Annotated in this window: 14 protein-coding genes; 12 read left to right on the top strand and 2 right to left on the bottom strand. The window is 74.0% G+C overall.

Going from position 1 to position 18,170, the window contains the following annotated elements; all coding sequences use genetic code 11:
• Positions 1–286: 286 nt before the first annotated feature.
• Positions 287–4,417: an ExeM/NucH family extracellular endonuclease gene (locus ACZ5HG_RS08225; protein ID WP_464181713.1), complete on the top strand. Its 4,131-nt coding sequence runs from the start codon at positions 287–289 to the stop codon at positions 4,415–4,417.
• 65 nt (positions 4,418–4,482) lie between these two features.
• On the opposite strand, the gene ACZ5HG_RS08230 is transcribed toward ACZ5HG_RS08225, so the two are convergent.
• Both ACZ5HG_RS08230 and ACZ5HG_RS08235 read right to left on the bottom strand, forming a co-directional pair.
• Complete coding sequence (locus ACZ5HG_RS08230; RefSeq protein ID WP_464181714.1) at positions 4,483–5,250, bottom strand: DsbA family oxidoreductase; 768 nt, start codon at positions 5,248–5,250, stop codon at positions 4,483–4,485.
• Positions 5,247–6,230 carry a quinone oxidoreductase family protein gene (locus ACZ5HG_RS08235; RefSeq protein ID WP_464181715.1) on the bottom strand — a complete coding sequence of 328 codons (984 nt, stop codon included), beginning with the start codon at positions 6,228–6,230 and terminating at the stop codon, positions 5,247–5,249. The genes ACZ5HG_RS08230 and ACZ5HG_RS08235 overlap by 4 nt, the downstream gene beginning before the upstream one ends.
• A gap of 125 nt (positions 6,231–6,355) precedes the next feature.
• On the opposite strand from ACZ5HG_RS08235, the gene argC reads away from it, so the two are divergent.
• The 11 genes from argC (at position 6,356) to tyrS (ending at position 17,848) form a co-directional block, all read left to right on the top strand.
• Positions 6,356–7,426, top strand: a complete 1,071-nt coding sequence (argC, locus tag ACZ5HG_RS08240; RefSeq protein WP_464182125.1) for an N-acetyl-gamma-glutamyl-phosphate reductase — start codon at positions 6,356–6,358, stop codon at positions 7,424–7,426.
• Positions 7,423–8,586 carry a bifunctional glutamate N-acetyltransferase/amino-acid acetyltransferase ArgJ gene (gene argJ / locus ACZ5HG_RS08245; RefSeq protein ID WP_464181716.1) on the top strand — a complete coding sequence of 388 codons (1,164 nt, stop codon included), beginning with the start codon at positions 7,423–7,425 and terminating at the stop codon, positions 8,584–8,586. Before argC ends, argJ begins: the two co-directional genes overlap by 4 nt.
• Positions 8,583–9,647 (top strand): acetylglutamate kinase, encoded by a 1,065-nt coding sequence (gene argB, locus ACZ5HG_RS08250; RefSeq protein WP_464181717.1) that lies wholly within the window; start codon positions 8,583–8,585, stop codon positions 9,645–9,647. Before argJ ends, argB begins: the two co-directional genes overlap by 4 nt.
• Positions 9,644–10,936 (top strand): acetylornithine transaminase, encoded by a 1,293-nt coding sequence (locus tag ACZ5HG_RS08255; protein WP_464181719.1) that lies wholly within the window; start codon positions 9,644–9,646, stop codon positions 10,934–10,936. Before argB ends, ACZ5HG_RS08255 begins: the two co-directional genes overlap by 4 nt.
• Positions 10,936–11,880 carry an ornithine carbamoyltransferase gene (gene argF / locus ACZ5HG_RS08260; RefSeq protein ID WP_464181720.1) on the top strand — a complete coding sequence of 315 codons (945 nt, stop codon included), beginning with the start codon at positions 10,936–10,938 and terminating at the stop codon, positions 11,878–11,880. Before ACZ5HG_RS08255 ends, argF begins: the two co-directional genes overlap by 1 nt.
• The gene (locus tag ACZ5HG_RS08265; RefSeq protein WP_464181721.1) at positions 11,877–12,422 is read left to right on the top strand and encodes an arginine repressor; all 546 of its coding nucleotides are present in this window, start codon (positions 11,877–11,879) and stop codon (positions 12,420–12,422) included. The genes argF and ACZ5HG_RS08265 overlap by 4 nt, the downstream gene beginning before the upstream one ends.
• A gap of 44 nt (positions 12,423–12,466) precedes the next feature.
• The gene (locus ACZ5HG_RS08270; protein ID WP_464181722.1) at positions 12,467–13,714 is read left to right on the top strand and encodes an argininosuccinate synthase; all 1,248 of its coding nucleotides are present in this window, start codon (positions 12,467–12,469) and stop codon (positions 13,712–13,714) included.
• On the top strand, positions 13,707–15,131 hold the full coding sequence (gene argH, locus ACZ5HG_RS08275) for an argininosuccinate lyase (RefSeq protein WP_464181723.1): 1,425 nt from the start codon (positions 13,707–13,709) through the stop codon (positions 15,129–15,131). The genes ACZ5HG_RS08270 and argH overlap by 8 nt, the downstream gene beginning before the upstream one ends.
• Entirely contained in the window at positions 15,128–15,730 is a 603-nt protein-coding gene (locus ACZ5HG_RS08280) for a uridine kinase family protein (RefSeq protein ID WP_464181724.1), read from the top strand. Before argH ends, ACZ5HG_RS08280 begins: the two co-directional genes overlap by 4 nt.
• Positions 15,731–15,774: 44 nt before the next feature.
• Positions 15,775–16,485: a DNA-3-methyladenine glycosylase gene (locus ACZ5HG_RS08285; protein WP_464182126.1), complete on the top strand. Its 711-nt coding sequence runs from the start codon at positions 15,775–15,777 to the stop codon at positions 16,483–16,485.
• A gap of 97 nt (positions 16,486–16,582) precedes the next feature.
• The gene (gene tyrS, locus ACZ5HG_RS08290) at positions 16,583–17,848 is read left to right on the top strand and encodes a tyrosine--tRNA ligase (protein WP_464181725.1); all 1,266 of its coding nucleotides are present in this window, start codon (positions 16,583–16,585) and stop codon (positions 17,846–17,848) included.
• Positions 17,849–18,170 lie beyond the last annotated feature (322 nt).

Below are 18,170 nucleotides of genomic sequence, written 5' to 3' on the forward strand. Positions count from 1 at the left end.
AGCGCCCCTCCTGCGCCCGGGCGAGACGCGGCCGATCGGGGGATCACTCGTCCGGACCGCGGGATCGGGGTCTCAAGGATCGGGCACGGGCCGGAGTTCACCGCGTGGACGCCCGCCCGTCGCCCTGACCTGGTTGCCTATCCGGACATTCCGCCCATACTGTCAAGCGGCTGTGTGACCTGCATGACACAGCCATGTGACGATCTGGGCGAACGGAGATGTCGTGAGCGTCGTAGCACGGGCAAGAGGCAGATGGGCGGTCGGCCTGGCCGCCGCGGGGGCGTTGGTGGTGGCACCGCTGGCTGCCGCCGCGCCGGCGGTCGCGGTGGAGGACACCAGCACGATCGCGGAGATCCAGGGGACGGGGGCGGCCTCCCCGCTGGCCGGTCAGACCGTCACCACCACCGGTGCGGTGACGGCGGTGTACGCCACCGGCGGCTACCGCGGCTACGTGATCCAGACCCCGGGCACCGGCGGCGACGCCGACCTGGGCGCCCGCACCGCCTCGGACGCGGTCTTCGTGTTCTCGCAGGCCACCGTGGGATCGGTGCAGATCGGCGACCTGGTGCAGGTCACCGGCGCCGTGTCCGAGTACCAGGGCCTCACCGAGATCACCGTGACCGCCGCGGCCGGTCTGACCGTGCTCGACCAGGACTACCCGCCGGTGCTGCCGGTGACCGCCACGTGGCCCGGTGTCGACGCCGCCCGCGAGACGCTGGAGTCGATGCTCTACCTGCCCTCGGGCGACCTCACGGTGAGCAACACCTACACCACCAACCAGTACGGCGAGGTCGGCCTCGCGGTGGGTGCCGAGCCGCTGGTCCAGCCGACCGAGGTGGCCGCACCCGGCACGCCGGAGAACGCCGCGGCCGCCGCCGACAACACCGCCCGCGCGGTGACGCTGGACGACGGCGCCTCCACCAACTTCCTCTCAGCGGCGAACAGCGGGCTCACCCCGCCGTACGTCTCGCTGGAGAACCCGGTGCGCGTGGGCGCGCAGGCCACCTTCACCGCGCCGGTGGTCGTCGACTACCGCAACAGCGCGTGGAAGCTCAGCCCCACCCTGCCGGTCGACCCCGCCGACCCGAGCACCTCGCCGGTCACCTTCGCGGACGACCGCACGGCCGCCCCGGAGGGCCTCGGCGACGCCGACGTCACCGTGGCGTCCTTCAACGTGCTCAACTACTTCACCACCCTGGGCGCGGACACCGCCTCCTGCGTGGCGTACACCGACCGCACCGGTGACCCGGTCACCGTGCGCGAGGGCTGCGCGCAGCGCGGCGCCTGGGACCCGGACGACCTCCAGCGCCAGCAGGACAAGATCGTCGCGGCGATCAACGCCCTGGACGCCGACGTGGTCGGCCTGATGGAGATCGAGAACTCCGCGGTGGTGGACGGCGTGGCCGACGAGGCGCTCGCCACCCTGACCGAGGCGCTGAACGCGGACGCCGGCGCCGGCACCTGGGCCTACGTGCCCTCCTCGACCGACCTGCCGGCCACCGACCAGCAGGACACGATCACCAACGCGCTGATCTACCGCCCCGCCGCCGTCGAGACGGTCGGCGAGGCCCGCGCGCTGGGCGACCAGTCCGGTGACGAGCAGGCCTTCGGCAACGCCCGCGAGCCGATCGGCCAGACCTTCGCCCCCGTCGGCGGCGGCGAGGAGCTGTTCGTCGTGGTCAACCACCTCAAGTCCAAGGGATCCGCCGGGCCGTGGCCGGGCGACGTCGACGCCGGTGACGGCCAGGGCGCGTCCAACGAGTCCCGGGTCCGTCAGGCCGAGGCGCTGCGCGACTGGGTGCCCACCGCTGCCGGTGACGTCGAGGCGGTCGCCCTGCTCGGCGACTTCAACTCGTACACCGCCGAGGACCCGCTGCAGCTGCTGTACGCGGCGGGCTACACCGACGCCGCGACCGCGCTGGACCCGGGGGAGTACTCCTACTCCTTCTCCGGCCTGTCCGGGTCGCTGGACCACGTGCTGCTGAACGAGGCGGCGCTGGGCCGGGCCACCGGTGCGGACATCTGGAACATCAACGCCGGGGAGTCGGTGGCGCTGGAGTACAGCCGCTACAACACCCACGGCACGCTGTTCTACGCCGACGACGCCTACCGCTCCTCGGACCACGACCCGGTGCTGGTGGGGCTGTCCGCGGGCGAGACGACGCCCGAGGGCCCGGTGGACCTCACGCTGCTCAACATCAACGACTTCCACGGCCGGATCGACGCGAACACCGTCGCCTTCGCCGGGACCGTCGAGCAGCAGCGCGCGGCGGCCGAGCAGGCCGGGGGCGCGGCGGTGTTCCTGTCCGCCGGCGACAACATCGGCGCCTCGCTGTTCGCCTCCGCGGTGGCCGAGGACCAGCCGGCGATCGACGTGCTGAACGCGCTGGACCTGGCCGCCTCGGCGGTGGGCAACCACGAGTTCGACCGCGGGTACTCGGACCTGATCGACCGGGTGATCGCGGGCGGCTCCAACGCCGAGTTCCCGTACCTGGGCGCGAACGTCTACGCCAAGGGCACGCAGGACCCGGCCCTCGACGAGTACGCGCTGGTCGAGGCCGGCGGGATCACCGTCGGCGTGATCGGCGTCGTCACCCAGGAGACCCCGACGCTGGTCACCCCGGGCGGCATCGCCGACCTGGACTTCGGTGACCCGGTCGAGGCGGTCAACCGCGTGGCGGCCCAGCTCACCGACGGCGATGAGTCCAACGGCGAGGCCGACGTGATCGTGGCCGAGTACCACGAGGGCGCCGGTGCGGGCACGCCGGACGGTGCGACCCTGGAGGAGGAGATCGCCGCCGGCGGTGCCTTCTCGGAGATCGCCACGCTGACCTCGGCCGACGTGGACGTGATCTTCACCGGCCACACCCACAAGCAGTACGCCTGGTACGGCCCCGCGTCCGAGGACACGAGCAGCGAGTGGACCCGGCCGATCGTGCAGACCGGCTCCTACGGCGAGAACATCGGCAAGGTGACGCTGACCTACGACCCGGCCACCGACGCCGTCTCCGCGCTCGCGGGCTCGAACGTCGCCCGGATCGCCCCGGCCGCCGGCCAGACCCCGGCCGAGTTCCAGGCCGCCCTGGTCGCCGCGTACCCGCGGGTCGCGGAGGTCAAGTCGATCGTGGACGCCGCCATCGCCGCGGCCGACGTGGTCGGCAGCCAGCCCAAGGGCTCGGTGACCGCCGACATCACCACCGCCTTCGCGGGCGGCGGCTACACGGGCACCGGCGGCACCTACGCCGGCGGCACCCGGGACGACCGGTCCAAGGAGTCCACGCTGGGCAACCTGGTGGCCGACGCGCTGCTGGAGACCCTGGCCTCCGCCGATCGTGGCGGTGCCCAGATCGGCGTGGTCAACCCCGGCGGTCTGCGCGCCGAGCTGCTCTACGCCCCGGACGGGACCATCACCTACGCCGAGGCCAATGCGGTGCTGCCGTTCGTGAACAACCTCTGGACCACCAGCCTCACCGGTGACCAGGTGATCACGATGCTCGAGCAGCAGTGGCAGACCAACGCCGACGGCACCATCCCGTCGCGGCCGTACCTCCAGCTCGGCCTGTCGGACAACGTCACGTACACCTACGACGAGACGCAGCCCCTGGGCAGCCGGATCACCTCGGTCACGGTGGACGGCGCACCGATCGACCCGGCCGCGTCCTACCGGGTCGGCACGTTCTCCTTCCTGGCGCAGGGCGGGGACAACTTCCGGGTGTTCAGCGAGGGCACCGGCACCACCGACTCGGGTCTGATCGACCGGGACGCGTGGATCACCTACCTCGAGACGCACCCGGGGCTGACCCCGGACTTCGCCGAGCGGGCGGTCGGCGTGCCGGCGCTGCCGGAGGAGGTCACCGCGGGCGAGGAGCTGTCCTTCGACGTCACCGGGCTGGACCTGACCAGCCTGGGCGCGCCGCAGAACACCGCCCTCGACGTGCAGCTCGACGGCACCTCGATCGGCAGCGCCACGGTCACCGCCGGTGCGGCGACGGTCGCCGTCACCGTCCCGGCGGCCACCGCCGAGGGTGCGCGCACCCTCACGCTGGTCGCGGCGCCCTCGGGCACCACGGTCACGCTGCCGCTCACGGTGGCCGCTCCGGAGGGTCCGGACCTCACGGCGTCCAGCACGCACCTGATCACCACCCGGTCCAGCCAGTCGTACAACACCTGGCTGCCCGCGGTGCTGATCGCCACCGTCCACGTGGACGGCACCTGGTTCCCCTCCGGCACCGTGGAGTTCCGTGAGGGCGACACGGTGATCGGGCGCTCGCGGGTGGTGCTGGGCCTCGCGCTCGACACCGTGCCCCGCAAGGCGTCGGTCGGGGTGCACCAGTACACGGCCACCTTCGTGCCCTCCGCCCCGGACGTGGTGGCGGGCAGCACCAGCGCACCGGTCACGGTGACGGTCAAGAAGTAGCCGCCTGAGAAGCACGACGGCCCGGGCGGGGAGCGATCCCCACCCGGGCCGTCGTGCGTCCGGCCTCAGCAGCCCTCGGGCCCGCACGCCTCCGCGTCGGCCGCGCCGGGCACGGTGATCAGCGGGTGCCCGTCGGCCCAGCCCTGGGTGAGCAGCTGGCGGAACACCTCCACCGGCTGCGCCCCGGACACGGCCAGCCGCCGGTCCACCACGAAGAACGGCACCCCGGTCACGCCCAGCGCGGCCGCCTCGGCCTCGTCGGCGCGCACCGCCCCGGCGCCCTCGTCGGTGGCCAGCGCGGCCAGCACGGCGTGCCGGTCCAGCCCGGCCTCGGCGGCGACGTCGGCCAGCACCTCGACGTCGTCCACCACGCGGCCGTGCTCGAAGTGCGCGCTCATCAGGCGCTCCATCAGATCGCCGATCGTGGCGCGTGCGTCCGGCGCGTCACCGAGCAAAGAAGCAGCGATGTGCACCAGGCGGTGCGCGTCGAAGGTGTTCGCCGGCACGACGGTGTCGAAGTCGTAGGCCAGGCCCACACCCGCGGCGACCTCGGTCACCTGCGCGAACATCCGGTCCACCTGCTCGACCGGCATGCCCTTCATCCGGGACAGCAGCTCGCGCTCGGTCATGCCGGGGTGCGCGGAGGACGGCTCGGCCTCCGGCTGCAGCTCGAAGGACCGCCAGGTCACCTCGACCTTGTCGCGCTGCGGGAACTCGGCCAGTGCGGCGGCGAACCGGCGCTTGCCGATGTAGCACCACGGGCACGCGATGTCGGACCAGATCTCGACCTGCAAGGAAGCCTCCGGGGCGGTGGGGAAGGGGAACGTGCTCATGGGATCAGGACCACCTTGCCGGTGGTGGTGCGGCCCTCCAGGGCCAGGTGCGCGAGCTCGGCGTCGGCCAGCGGGTAGGTCGCGCCGATCCGTACGTCGAGCGTGCCGGCGGCCACCGCGTCGAACAGCTCGCCCGCGCGCCAGGTCAGCTCCTCGCGGGTGGCGGTGTGGTGGCCGAGGGTCGGGCGGGTGAGGAAGACCGACCCGGCGGCGTTGAGCCGCTGCGGGTCCACCGGCGGCACCGGCCCGGAGGAGGCGCCGAACAGGGCGAGGCCGCCGCGCGGGCGCAGGGACGCCAGCGAGGCGTCGAAGGTGCTCTTGCCGACCCCGTCGAAGACGGTGTGCACCCCGGCGCCGCCGGTCAGGCCGCGCACGATCGCCGGCAGCTCCTCGGTCAGGTCCCGCAGCTCGGAGTAGCGGATCACGTCGGCGGCCCCGGCGGCGCGGGACAGCGCCTCCTTCTCCGGGGTGCTGACCGTGGTGATCACCCGTGCCCCGCGCGCGACCGCGAGCTGGGTGAGCAGCAGGCCGACCCCACCGGCCCCGGCGTGCACCAGCACGTCCTGGCCCGGCTGCACCGGGAAGGTCGAGGTCACCAGGTAGTGCGCGGTCATCCCCTGGAGCGGGAGCGCGGCGGCCACCTCGGCGCTGACGCCCTCGGGCACCCGCAGCGCGAAGATCTGCGGCACCACCACCAGCTCCGCGTAGGACGAGGGCGCGTCGGCCCAGGCCACCCGGTCGCCGACGGCGAAGTCCGTGACGTCGCGGCCCACGGCCACCACCTCACCGGTGCCCTCGGAGCCCACCACGTGCGGGAAGGGCATCAGGTAGGCGCCGCTGCGCCGGTAGGTGTCGATGAAGTTGACCCCGGCGGCGGCGGTCCGCACCAGCAGGTCGCGGGGGCCCGGGGCCGGATCGTCGATCTCGACCAGGTCGAGGACGTCGGGGCCACCGGGCGCGGTGGCGATGATCGCGTGCATGCTCGCTGCAACCGCGCGGTCCGCTCCCGGCATTCCCGCAGGTGACCCCGCTCACCCGCGCGCAGGAGCACAATGAGACGTACGACCCCGCGTGAGTGCATCACCCTGCATTCGGTTGTATGATCATGCACATGTCGTTCTCCGTCGCGGTCGCGGGCGCCAGCGGGTACGCCGGTGGCGAGACCCTCCGCCTGCTGCTCGGTCATCCCGAGGCCACCATCGGTGCGCTCACCGCGCACGCCAACGCCGGCAGCCGCCTGGGCCCGCACCAGCCGCACCTGCGCGCGCTGGCCGACCGCGTGCTCACCCCCACCACCGTCGACGAGCTGGCCGGCCACGACGTCGTCGTGCTCGCCCTCCCGCACGGGGCCTCCGGCGAGGTCGCCGCGGCGCTCGCGGACCGGGGCGACCCGGCTGTCGTGGTCGACCTCGGCGCCGACCACCGGCTGACCGACCCGGCTGCCTGGTCCCGCTACTACGGCACCGAGCACGCCGGCACGTGGCCCTACGGCATGCCCGAGCTGCTGCACGCGGGGGAGACCACCCCGGCGGCGCAGCGCGCGGCCCTGGCGCAGGCGCGCCGGATCGCCGTCCCGGGCTGCAACGTCACCGCCGTGACCCTCGGCATGCAGCCGGGCGTCGCCGCCGGGATCGTCGACCCGGCCGATCTGGTCGCCGTGCTGGCCGTCGGCTACTCCGGCGCCGGTCGCTCGCTCAAGCCGCACCTGCTCGCCTCCGAGGCGCTCGGCTCCGCGCAGCCCTACGCCGTCGGCGGCACCCACCGGCACATCCCGGAGATCGTGCAGAACCTCGGCGTCGCCGGGGCCGCCGGCACCCGGATCTCCTTCACGCCGGTGCTGGTGCCGATGTCCCGCGGCATCCTCGCCACGACCACCGCCCCGCTGGCCCCCGGCACCGACCCGGACGCCGTGCGCGCCGCCTGGGAGGCCGCCTACGCCGACGAGCCCTTCGTCCGGCTGCTGCCCGCGGGGGAGTGGCCCACCACCGGCATGACCACCGGCGCCAACACCGCCCTGGTGCAGGTCGCCGTGGACGCCGACGCGGGCCGGGTCGTCACCGTGACCGCGCTGGACAACCTGGTCAAGGGCACCGCCGGCGCCGCCGTGCAGTCGCTCAACCTCGCGCTCGGCCTGCCCGAGACCACCGGACTCAGCACCGAAGGAGTCGCCCCGTGAGCGTCACCACCCCCGCCGGCTTCCGCGCCGCGGGCGTCACCGCCGGGCTCAAGGCCTCCGGCCGATCGGACCTCGCCCTGGTCGTCAACGACGGCCCGCTCCAGGTCGCCGCGGGCGTCTTCACCACCAACCGCGTGGTCGCCGCGCCGGTGGTCTGGTCCCGCCAGGCCGTCTCGGACGGCGTCGCCACCGCGGTGGTGCTCAACTCCGGCGGCGCCAACGCGTGCACCGGCCCCGAGGGCTTCGGCGACGCGCACCGCACCGCCGAGCACGTGGCGCAGGTGCTCGGCACCTCGGCGGGCGACGTGCTGGTCTGCTCCACCGGCCTGATCGGCGAGCGGCTGCCGATGGACCTGCTGCTCGCGGGCGTGGACAGCGCCGCCGCGGCGCTCACCCCGGAGGGCGGCCCCGACGCCGCCACCGCGATCATGACCACCGACACCGTGCCCAAGACCGCCACCGCGCAGGGTGACGGCTGGTCGGTCGGCGGCATGGCCAAGGGCGCCGGCATGCTGGCCCCCGGGCTGGCGACCATGCTCGTGGTGCTCACCACCGACGCCGTGATCACCGCCGAGCAGGCGGACGCCGCGCTGCGCGGGGCCACCCGCACCACCTTCGACCGGGTCGACTCCGACGGCTGCATGTCCACCAACGACACGGTGCTGCTGCTCGCCTCGGGCGCCTCCGGCGTGACCCCGGACCCGGAGGCCTTCGCCGCCGCGGTCGCCGCCGTGTCCGCCGATCTGGCCCGCGCGCTGGTCGCCGACGCCGAGGGCGCGTCGCACGACATCGCGGTCACCGTCACCGGTGCCACCACCGAGGAGGCCGCCGTCGCGGTCGCCCGGGCGGTCACCCGCTCCAACCTGTTCAAGGCCGCGGTCTTCGGCAACGACCCCAACTGGGGCCGGGTGCTCGCCGCCGTCGGCACCGTGCCTGCCGAGGTCGCCCCCTACGACGCCGACCGGCTCGACGTCGCGATCAACGGCGTGCAGGTCTGCCGTGCCGGCGGTGTCGGCGACCCGCGCGAGGGCGTCGACCTGGCCGCCGCCCGCGAGGTGCGCGTCGACATCGAGCTGCACGCCGGCGACGCCGCCGCGACCGTGTGGACCAACGACCTCACCCACGACTACGTCCACGAGAACAGCGCGTACAGCACATGAGCGAGCAGCCCACGGTCGTCCCGGACGACTTCGTCTTCAACACCCGCACCGACCTGCGCCCCGACCAGAAGGCCGAGGTGCTGATCGAGGCGCTGCCCTGGCTGCAGCGGTTCGCGGGGGCGATCGTCGTGGTCAAGTACGGCGGCAACGCCATGATCGACGAGGACCTCAAGCGCGCCTTCGCCGAGGACATGGTCTTCCTGCGGCAGGTCGGCCTTCGCCCGGTGGTGGTGCACGGCGGCGGCCCGCAGATCAACGCCATGCTCGACCGGCTCGGCATCGCCAGCGAGTTCCGCGGCGGCCTGCGCGTCACCACCCCCGAGGCGATGGACGTCGTCCGGATGGTGCTGACCGGGCAGGTGTCCCGCGAGCTGGTCGGCCTGCTCAACGCGCACGGCCCCTACGCGGTCGGCCTGTCCGGCGAGGACGGCGGCCTGCTCCGCGCCCGGCGGCGGACCGCCGTGGTGGACGGGGTCGAGGTGGACGTCGGCCTGGTCGGCGACGTGGTCGAGGTCAACCCCGGCGCCGTGCTCGACCTGCTGGAGGCCGGCCGGATCCCGGTGGTCTCCACCGTCGCGCCGGATCTCGAGGACCCGACCCAGGTGCTCAACGTGAACGCCGACACCGCCGCCGCCGCGCTGGCCGTGGCCCTCGGCGCCCGCAAGCTGATCGTGCTGACCGACGTCGAGGGCCTCTACACCTCGTGGCCGGACACGACCTCGCTGGTCCGCCGGATCCGCTCCTCGGCGCTCGCCGAGCTGCTGCCGACGCTCGACTCCGGCATGCGGCCCAAGATGGAGGCCTGCTGGCGGGCCGTCGAGGGCGGCGTCGGCCGGGCGCACGTGATCGACGGGCGCTCCGCGCACTCGATCCTGGTCGAGGTCTTCACCACCGACGGCATCGGCACGATGGTGCTGCCCGACGAGGAGCAGCAGCCCTCGCTGTTCACCGCACCGATCCCGCGCGTGGTCGTGCCGAGCACCCCGACCGGGCCGGTGCCGGTCGTCCCCGCCCACCGCGCAGCCACCGAGCACCGGGCCGCATCCGAGGAGACGCTGTGACCGACGTCGTGCCGTCCGAGCAGGAGACCGCCGCCACGCTGGCCGGCACGGACTCGGTCGCCCACTGGACCGAGCGCTACACCCACGCCGTGATGGACACCTTCGGCGCCCCGCAGCGGGTGCTGGTGCGCGGCGAGGGCGCCTACGTCTGGGACGCCGACGGCACCCGCTACCTCGACCTGCTCGGCGGGATCGCGGTCAACGCCCTCGGCCACGCCCACCCCACGCTGACCGCAGCGATCTCCGCGCAGCTCGGCACCCTGGGCCACATCTCGAACTTCTTCGCCAGCCCGACCCAGATCGCGCTGGCCGAGCGGCTGATCGCCCTGGCCGACGCACCCGAGGGATCGCGGGTCTTCCTCACCAACTCCGGCACCGAGGCCAACGAGGCCGCCTTCAAGATGGCTCGGCGCAACAACGACGGACCGCAGGGCCCGGGCACCCGCACCCGGATCCTCGCGCTGGAGGGTGCCTTCCACGGCCGGAGCATGGGTGCCCTCGCGCTCACCTCCAAGAAGGCCTACCGCGAGCCCTTCGAGCCGCTGCCCGGCGGGGTCGAGTTCCTGCCGGCGGGGGACACCGCCGCCCTGGAGGCCGCCTTCGCCGACGGCGCCGGTGGCACGGTCGCCGCGCTCTTCCTCGAGCCCGTGCAGGGCGAGGCCGGCGTGCTCCCGCTGCCCGCCGGCTACCTGGCGCTGGCCCGCGAGCTCACCGCCGCGCACGGCGCCCTGCTGGTGCTGGACGAGGTGCAGACCGGCATGGGCCGCACCGGCCGGTGGCTGGCCCACCAGCACCCGCACCTCGGCGGCGGCATCCACCCGGACGCCGTCACGCTGGCCAAGGGCCTCGGCGGCGGCTTCCCGGTCGGCGCGCTGGTGGCCTACGGCGAGCGGGCGGCGACGCTGCTCGGCCGGGGTCAGCACGGCAGCACCTTCGGCGGCAACCCGGTGGCCTCGGCCGCCGCGCTGGCGACGATCGGCGTGATCGAGCGGGACGACCTGCTCGCCCACGTCCGTGACCTCGGCGCCTCGTGGAAGGCCGACATCGAGGCGCTCGGCCACCCGCTGATCGCCGGGGTGCGGGCCGAGGGGCTGCTGATCGGCGTCGCGCTCACCGCCGACGTGGCCCCGCAGGTGGCGGCGCGGGCGCTGGCGGCGGGCTTCGTCGTCAACCCGTGCAACCCGCGCACGATCCGCCTGGCCCCGCCGTACATCCTCACCCGGGAGCAGGCCGCGACCTTCACCGCCTTCCTCGCGGATCTCCCGCACGACCTCACCCCGGAGGCCTGATGTCCAGCACCACCCTGCGGCACTTCCTGCGGGACGACGACCTGAGCCCGGCCGAGCAGGCCGAGGTGCTCGAGCTCGGCCTGGTGCTGCGCGCCGACCGGCTGGCCCGCCGCCCGCTGGACGGCCCGAAGCCGGTCGCGATCATCTTCGACAAGCCGACGCTGCGCACCCAGGTCTCCTTCGCGGCCGGGGTCGCCGAGCTCGGCGGCTACCCGCTGATGGTCGACGGCAAGCTCGCGCAGATCGGCGTCCGGGAGTCGGTGGCGGACAGCGCCCGGGTGCTCGGCCGCCAGGTTGCCGCGATCGTCTGGCGCACCCACGCGCAGACCCGCCTGGAGGAGATGGCCGCCGTCGCCGGGGTGCCGGTGGTCAACTCGCTGACCGACGAGTTCCACCCCTGCCAGGTGCTCGCCGACCTGCTCACCCTGGTCCAGCACTGGGGGAGCGTCGACGCCCTGCGCGGCCGCACGCTCGCCTACGTCGGCGACGGCTCCAACAACATGGCGCACTCCTACCTGCTCGGCGGGGCCACCGCCGGCACGCACGTGCGGATCGGCACCCCGGCGGGCTACCTCCCCGACGCCCAGGTGCTCGCCGACGCGACCGCCCGCGCCGCGCAGACCGGGGGATCGGTGCTGGTCACCTCCGACCTGGCCGAGGCCGTCACCGGCGCTGACGCGGTGGCCACCGACACCTGGGTCTCCATGGGCCAGGAGGACGAGGCCGCCGACCGCGAGCAGCCCTTCGTGCCGTTCCGGCTGGACGCCGCCGCGCTGGCCCTGGCCGCCCCCGGCGCGCTGGTGCTGCACTGCCTGCCCGCCTACCGCGGCAAGGAGATCACCGCCGAGGTGCTCGACGGCCCGCAGTCGGTGGTCTGGGACGAGGCGGAGAACCGCCTGCACGCCCAGAAGGCCCTGCTCACCTGGTTGATGGAGCGCGCATGAGCGCCGAGGACGTCCCCACCACCACCGGCCGGGTGCCCGCCACCAAGGCGGCCCGGCACGCGCTGATCCGCGCGGTGCTGTCCCGCCGCCCGGTGCACTCGCAGTCCGAGCTCGCCGACCTGCTGGCCACCGAGGGCGTCACCGTCACTCAGGCCACGCTGTCCCGCGACCTGGTCGAGCTGCGCGCGGTCAAGATCCGCACCCCCGTCGGCGCGCTGGCCTACGCGGTGCCCGGCGAGGGCGGCGACCGCACCCCCGTGCCGGTCGCCGACGCCGAGGCGCTGGCCGCCCGGCTCGCCCGCCTGTGCGGGGAGCTGCTGGTCACCGCCGAGGCCTCCGGGTCGCTCGTGGTGCTGCGCACACCGCCGGGCGCGGCGCAGTTCCTCGCCTCCGCGATCGACCACTCGGTGGTGCCGGGGATCCTCGGCACGATCGCCGGGGACGACACCGTGCTCGTGATCACCCGGGAGGGCCCCGACGGGCCCGAGGGGGCCGCGATCGCCGAGCGCTTCCTCGAGCTGGCCACCACCGGCACCGCCTGACACCCCCTCCTTGCCTCACCCTCCGCTGACGAAAGAGAAGAACCATGACTGAGCGCGTCGTCCTCGCCTACTCGGGCGGTCTGGACACCTCCGTGGGCATCGGCTGGATCGCCGAGGCCACCGGCGCCGAGGTGATCGCCGTGGCGGTCGACGTCGGCCAGGGCGGCGAGGACCTCGACGTCATCCGCCAGCGCGCGCTGGACTGCGGCGCCGTCGAGGCCTACATCGCCGACGCCCGCGACGAGTTCGCCGCCGAGTACTGCATGCCGGCGCTCCAGGCCAACGGCATGTACCTCGACCGCTACCCGCTGGTCTCCGCGCTGTCCCGTCCGGTGATCGTCAAGCACCTGGTGCGCGCCGCCCGCCAGTTCGGCGCCACCACGGTCGCGCACGGCTGCACCGGCAAGGGCAACGACCAGGTGCGCTTCGAGGTCGGCATCACCTCCCTCGCGCCGGACCTCAAGTGCCTCGCGCCGGTGCGCGACCTGGCGCTGACCCGCGACAAGGCGATCGAGTTCGCCGAGCGCAAGAAGCTGCCGATCGCGACCACCAAGCACAATCCGTTCTCGATCGACCAGAACGTGTGGGGCCGCGCCGTCGAGACCGGCTTCCTCGAGGACATCTGGAACGCCCCGACCAAGGACGTCTACACCTACACCGACGACCCGACGTTCCCGCCGGTCGCCGACGAGGTCGTCATCACCTTCGAGCAGGGCGTGCCGGTGGCCCTGGACGGCGTGCCGGTCACCCCGCTCCAGGCGATCCAGGAGATGAACCGCCGCGCGGGCGCCCAGGGCGTCGGCCGGATCGACATCGTCGAGGACCGCCTGGTGGGCATCAAGTCCCGCGAGGTCTACGAGGCCCCCGGTGCCATCGCCCTGATCGCCGCGCACCAGGAGCTCGAGAACGTCACCGTCGAGCGCGAGCAGGCCCGCTTCAAGCGCCAGGTCGAGCAGCGCTGGACCGAGCTGGTCTACGACGGCCAGTGGTTCTCCCCGCTGAAGAAGTCGCTGGACACCTTCATCGCCGACACCCAGCGCTACGTCTCCGGCGAGGTCCGCCTGGTGCTGCACGGCGGCCGCGCCACCGTCACCGGCCGACGCAGCGAGTCCTCGCTGTACGACTTCAACCTCGCGACCTACGACACCGGCGACTCCTTCGACCAGTCGGCGGCCCGCGGGTTCATCGAGATCTACGGTCTGTCGTCCAAGCTCGCCGCCGCGCGCGACGTGAAGTTCGGCAACGCCGAGGACCTCGGCTCGCAGGGCGGGATCGGCGGCACCGGTGCCTGAGCAGGCCGGTGCGCTGTGGGGCGGCCGTTTTGCTGGTGGCCCTTCTGAAGCGCTAGCCGCCCTGTCCGCCAGCACGCACTTCGACTGGCGGCTGGCCCCGCAGGACATCGCCGGCTCGAAGGCCCACGCGCGGGTGCTGCACACCGCCGGGCTGCTGGACGACGCCGCGCTGGCCGGGATGCTCGAGGCCCTGGAGCGGCTGCGCGCCGATGTCGAGTCCGGCGCCTTCGTGGCGGCGGAGTCCGACGAGGACGTGCACGGCGCCCTGGAGCGCGGGCTGATCGAGCGGGCCGGGGCGGACCTCGGCGGCCGGCTGCGTGCCGGGCGCTCCCGCAACGACCAGATCGCGACGCTGGTGCGGATGTACCTGCGGGACGAGGCACGGGCGATCGTGGCGCTCACCCTCGACGTCGTGGACGCGATCGTGGCGCAGGCCGCGGCCGCCGGCGACGCCGTGATGCCCGGTCGCACCCACCTCCAGCACGCCCAGCCGGTGCTGCTCGCGCACCACCTGCTCGCGCACGCCTGGCCGCTGCTGCGGGACGTCGAGCGCTACATCGACTGGGACAAGCGGGCCGCGGTGTCGCCCTACGGCTCCGGCGCGCTGGCCGGGTCCTCCCTCGGGCTCGACCCGGCGGCGGTGGCCGCCGACCTCGGCTTCGACGGGCCGGTGGAGAACTCGATCGACGGCACCGCCTCCCGCGACGTCGTGGCCGAGTTCGCCTGGGTCAGCGCCATGCTCGGCGTGGACCTGTCCCGGCTGGCCGAGGAGGTCATCCTCTGGTCGACCCACGAGTTCGGCTTCGTCCGCCTGGACGACGCGTACTCCACCGGGTCGAGCATCATGCCGCAGAAGAAGAACCCGGACGTCGCCGAGCTCGCCCGCGGGAAGGCCGGCCGCCTGGTCGGCGACCTCACCGGCCTGCTCACCACGCTCAAGGGCCTGCCGCTGGCGTACAACCGCGACCTCCAGGAGGACAAGGAGCCGGTGTTCGACCAGGTCGACACCCTCACCGTCCTGCTGCCGGCCTTCGCCGGGATGATCGCCACGCTGCGCTTCGACACCGCGCGGATGGCGGCGCTGGCCCCGCAGGGCTTCTCGCTGGCGACCGACGTCGCCGAGTGGCTGGTCCGCCAGGGCGTGCCGTTCCGCGTCGCGCACGAGGTGGCGGGTGCCTGCGTCCGTGCCTGCGAGGAGCACCAGCCGCCGGTCGAGCTGTGGGACCTCACCGACGCCGAGCTCGCCGCGATCTCCGAGCACCTCACCCCCGAGGTGCGCTCGGTGCTGACGGTCGAGGGATCGGTGGCCTCCCGCTCGGCCCACGGCGGCACCGCGCCCGTGCGGGTCGCCGAGCAGCTCGGCCGGGCGCGCGCCCGCGCTGCGGCCCTGCGTGACTGGGTGGGCACCGGGGCGTGACCGATCGGTCGGAGCACCAGGGGCACGAGGACGCCGTGGGTGTCCTCGTGCCCCTGGTGCTGCACCGGCCCGCGCGTCTCGGGCCGGTACGCCTGGTCACGATCGACGGGCCCGCCGGATCGGGCAAGACGACGCTCGCGGCCGCGCTCGCCGCCGGCTGCGTCGCGCAGGGCGCCACGGCGACGGTCCTGCACCTGGACGACCTCTACGCCGGGTGGACGGGCCTGGAGGGCGACCTGTGGCCCCGGCTGTCCGCGCAGGTGCTCGAACCCCTGCGTCGCGGCCGGGACGGGCGCTTCCAGCGCTACGACTGGGTCGCCGGCGCCTTCGCCGAGTGGGTCGACGTGCCGCGCTCCGACGTGCTGGTGATCGAGGGCTGCGGCTCCGGGCGCCGGGACGGCGACGCCCTGCGCTCGGTGCTGGTCTGGGTCGAGGCCGACGACGACCTGCGCCTGGCGCGGGGGCTGGAGCGCGACGGCGCGGCCGCCCGCACGCAGTGGGAACGCTGGATGACCGAGGAGCGCGAGCACTACGCCCGCGAGGGCACGCGTGGACGTGCCGACATCGCGGTGGACGCGTACGGCAAGATGGCGCCGTGAGCCAGGAGCGGGAACCGGGGTCCGGTGCGGCCGAGGACGGCACTGTGCCATCGTCCGCGCCCGCGGCCCTGTCCGCTGTGCCCGTCCTGCCCGCTGTCCCTGCGCGTGTCTGGTACGCCCGGCCCGTGCTCGCCGTGGCCGCCGACCTGCTCGGCGCGCACCTCACCGTCCGCTCGCCGGAGGGCGACGTCACCGTGCGGATCACCGAGGTCGAGGCCTACGGCGGCACCGACGACCCCGCCTCCCACGCCTTCAAGGGCCGGACCGCGCGCAACGGCGCGATGTTCGCCGAGCCCGGCCGGCTGTACGTCTACCGGCACCTCGGCCTGCACCACTGCCTCAACGTCGTCACCGCCCCGGCCGGCGAGGCCGCCGCGGTCCTGCTGCGCGCCGGCGAGGTGGTCGACGGTGCCGGGCTGGCCCGGGAGCGTCGCGAGCGCGTCGGCGTGGTCGAGACCGAGCGCCAGATCGCCCGCGGACCGGCACGGCTCGCGGTGGCCCTCGGGCTGGACGTCGAGGCGAACGGCGCCGACGTCACCGAGGCCGGCGGACGGATCGTGCTGCACCGCGACCCCGACGCGCTCGTGCCCGCGCACGCCACCGGTCCCCGGGTCGGTGTCGGCGGCGCCGGTGCCGACGCGGCCCGCTACCCGTGGCGCCTGTGGCTGACCGGCGAGCCCACCGTGTCGGCCTTCCGGCCCGCGTATCGCCGGCCGGCGTCGGGAAACCCGCTGAGCGGGACGACGTCGGCATGATCCCTGCGCGGCGTGCGGCCCGGAGCCGCCCCCGCCTCCCCACCCGTGACGGACCGATCGATCCGCGGCCACCTGCCGCGACCCGAGGAGCACTGACGTGACGCACATCCTGGACGAGCTCGCCTGGCGCGGGCTCGTCTCCCAGACCACCGACACCGAGGCCCTGCGCGAGGCCCTCGACTCCGGGCCGATCACCTTCTACGCCGGCTTCGACCCGACCGCCGCGAGCCTGCACCACGGCCACCTGGTGCAGCTGGTGCTCATGCGCCACCTCCAGCTCGCCGGCCACCACCCGCTGGCCCTGGTCGGCGGCGCCACCGGCCTGATCGGCGACCCGCGCATGTCCGGAGAGCGCGTGCTCAACACCAAGGACACCGTCGCCGACTGGGTCGGCCGCCTGCAGGCGCAGATCAGCCGCTTCCTCGACTTCGACGGCTACAACCCGGCGCGCATGGTCAACAACCTGGACTGGACCGGCGGGCTGTCCGCGATCGACTTCCTGCGCGACGTCGGCAAGCACTACCGCCTGGGCACCATGCTGGCCAAGGACACCGTCGCCCGGCGGCTCGCCTCCGACGAGGGCATCTCCTTCACCGAGTTCAGCTACCAGATCCTCCAGGGGCTGGACTACCTCGAGCTGCACCGTCGGCACGGCTGCGTGCTCCAGACCGGTGGCAACGACCAGTGGGGCAACCTGCTGTCCGGCGTCGAGCTGATCCGCAAGGCCGAGCGTGCCTCCGTGCACGCCCTGACCACCCCGCTGATCACCAAGGCCGACGGCACCAAGTTCGGCAAGTCCGAGGGCGGCGCCATCTGGCTCGACCCGGAGATGATGAGCCCGTACGCCTTCTACCAGTTCTGGCTCAACCAGGACGACGCCGAGGTGGTCGGCTACCTCAAGGTCTTCACCTTCCTCACCCGCGAGCAGATCGCGGACCTGGAGCAGGCGGTGGCCGAGCGCCCGCAGGCCCGCGAGGCCCAGCGTGCCCTCGCCTACGAGGTGACCTCCCTGGTGCACGGCGTCGACGCGACCGAGAAGGTGATCGCCGCGAGCAAGGCGCTGTTCGGTGGCGGCGACCTCGCCGGTCTGGACGCCGACACCCTCGGTGCCGCCGTCGCGGAGCTGCCCACCGTGGACGTCCGCGTGGGTGACCCGCTGGTGGACGTGCTGGCCGGATCCGGTCTGGTCGCCAGCAAGGGGGCCGCCCGCCGCGCCATCGCCGAGGGGGGCGCCTCGATCAACAACACCAAGGTGAGCGACGAGGCCCAGGTGCTGACCGCCGAGGACCTGATCCACGGTCGGTGGGCGATCCTGCGCCGGGGCAAGCGCACCCTCGCGGTGGCCCGCCTGGTCGAGGGCTGAGCGCCCGCACGTCACGCACGTCCTGTCGTCGGAGGGCGGTCCCCGGTCCGGGGGCCGCCCTCCGGTGCGTCCGGTCCGGGGCCGGGCCGAACCTCGGCGGCAGAACCCGGTGGCCGATCACGGTGGTGGATTCCGGTGGCGGGGGAGCGCGGGCTGGTGCAGGCTGGGATGTGTCCGGGGGCACAACGGTGCTCCGGGCCCGATCAGCGGCGGTCAGTCGGCTCGATCCGCGCATCGACGCTGGTGAGAGCGTTGCGGACCGGTGCCGAGGGGTGCCCGCGACCGGGATTTGACGCTGCGCGCGACGTCCGCGTAATGTTCT

This window comes from Cellulomonas sp. GTC20042 (assembly GCF_055389595.1).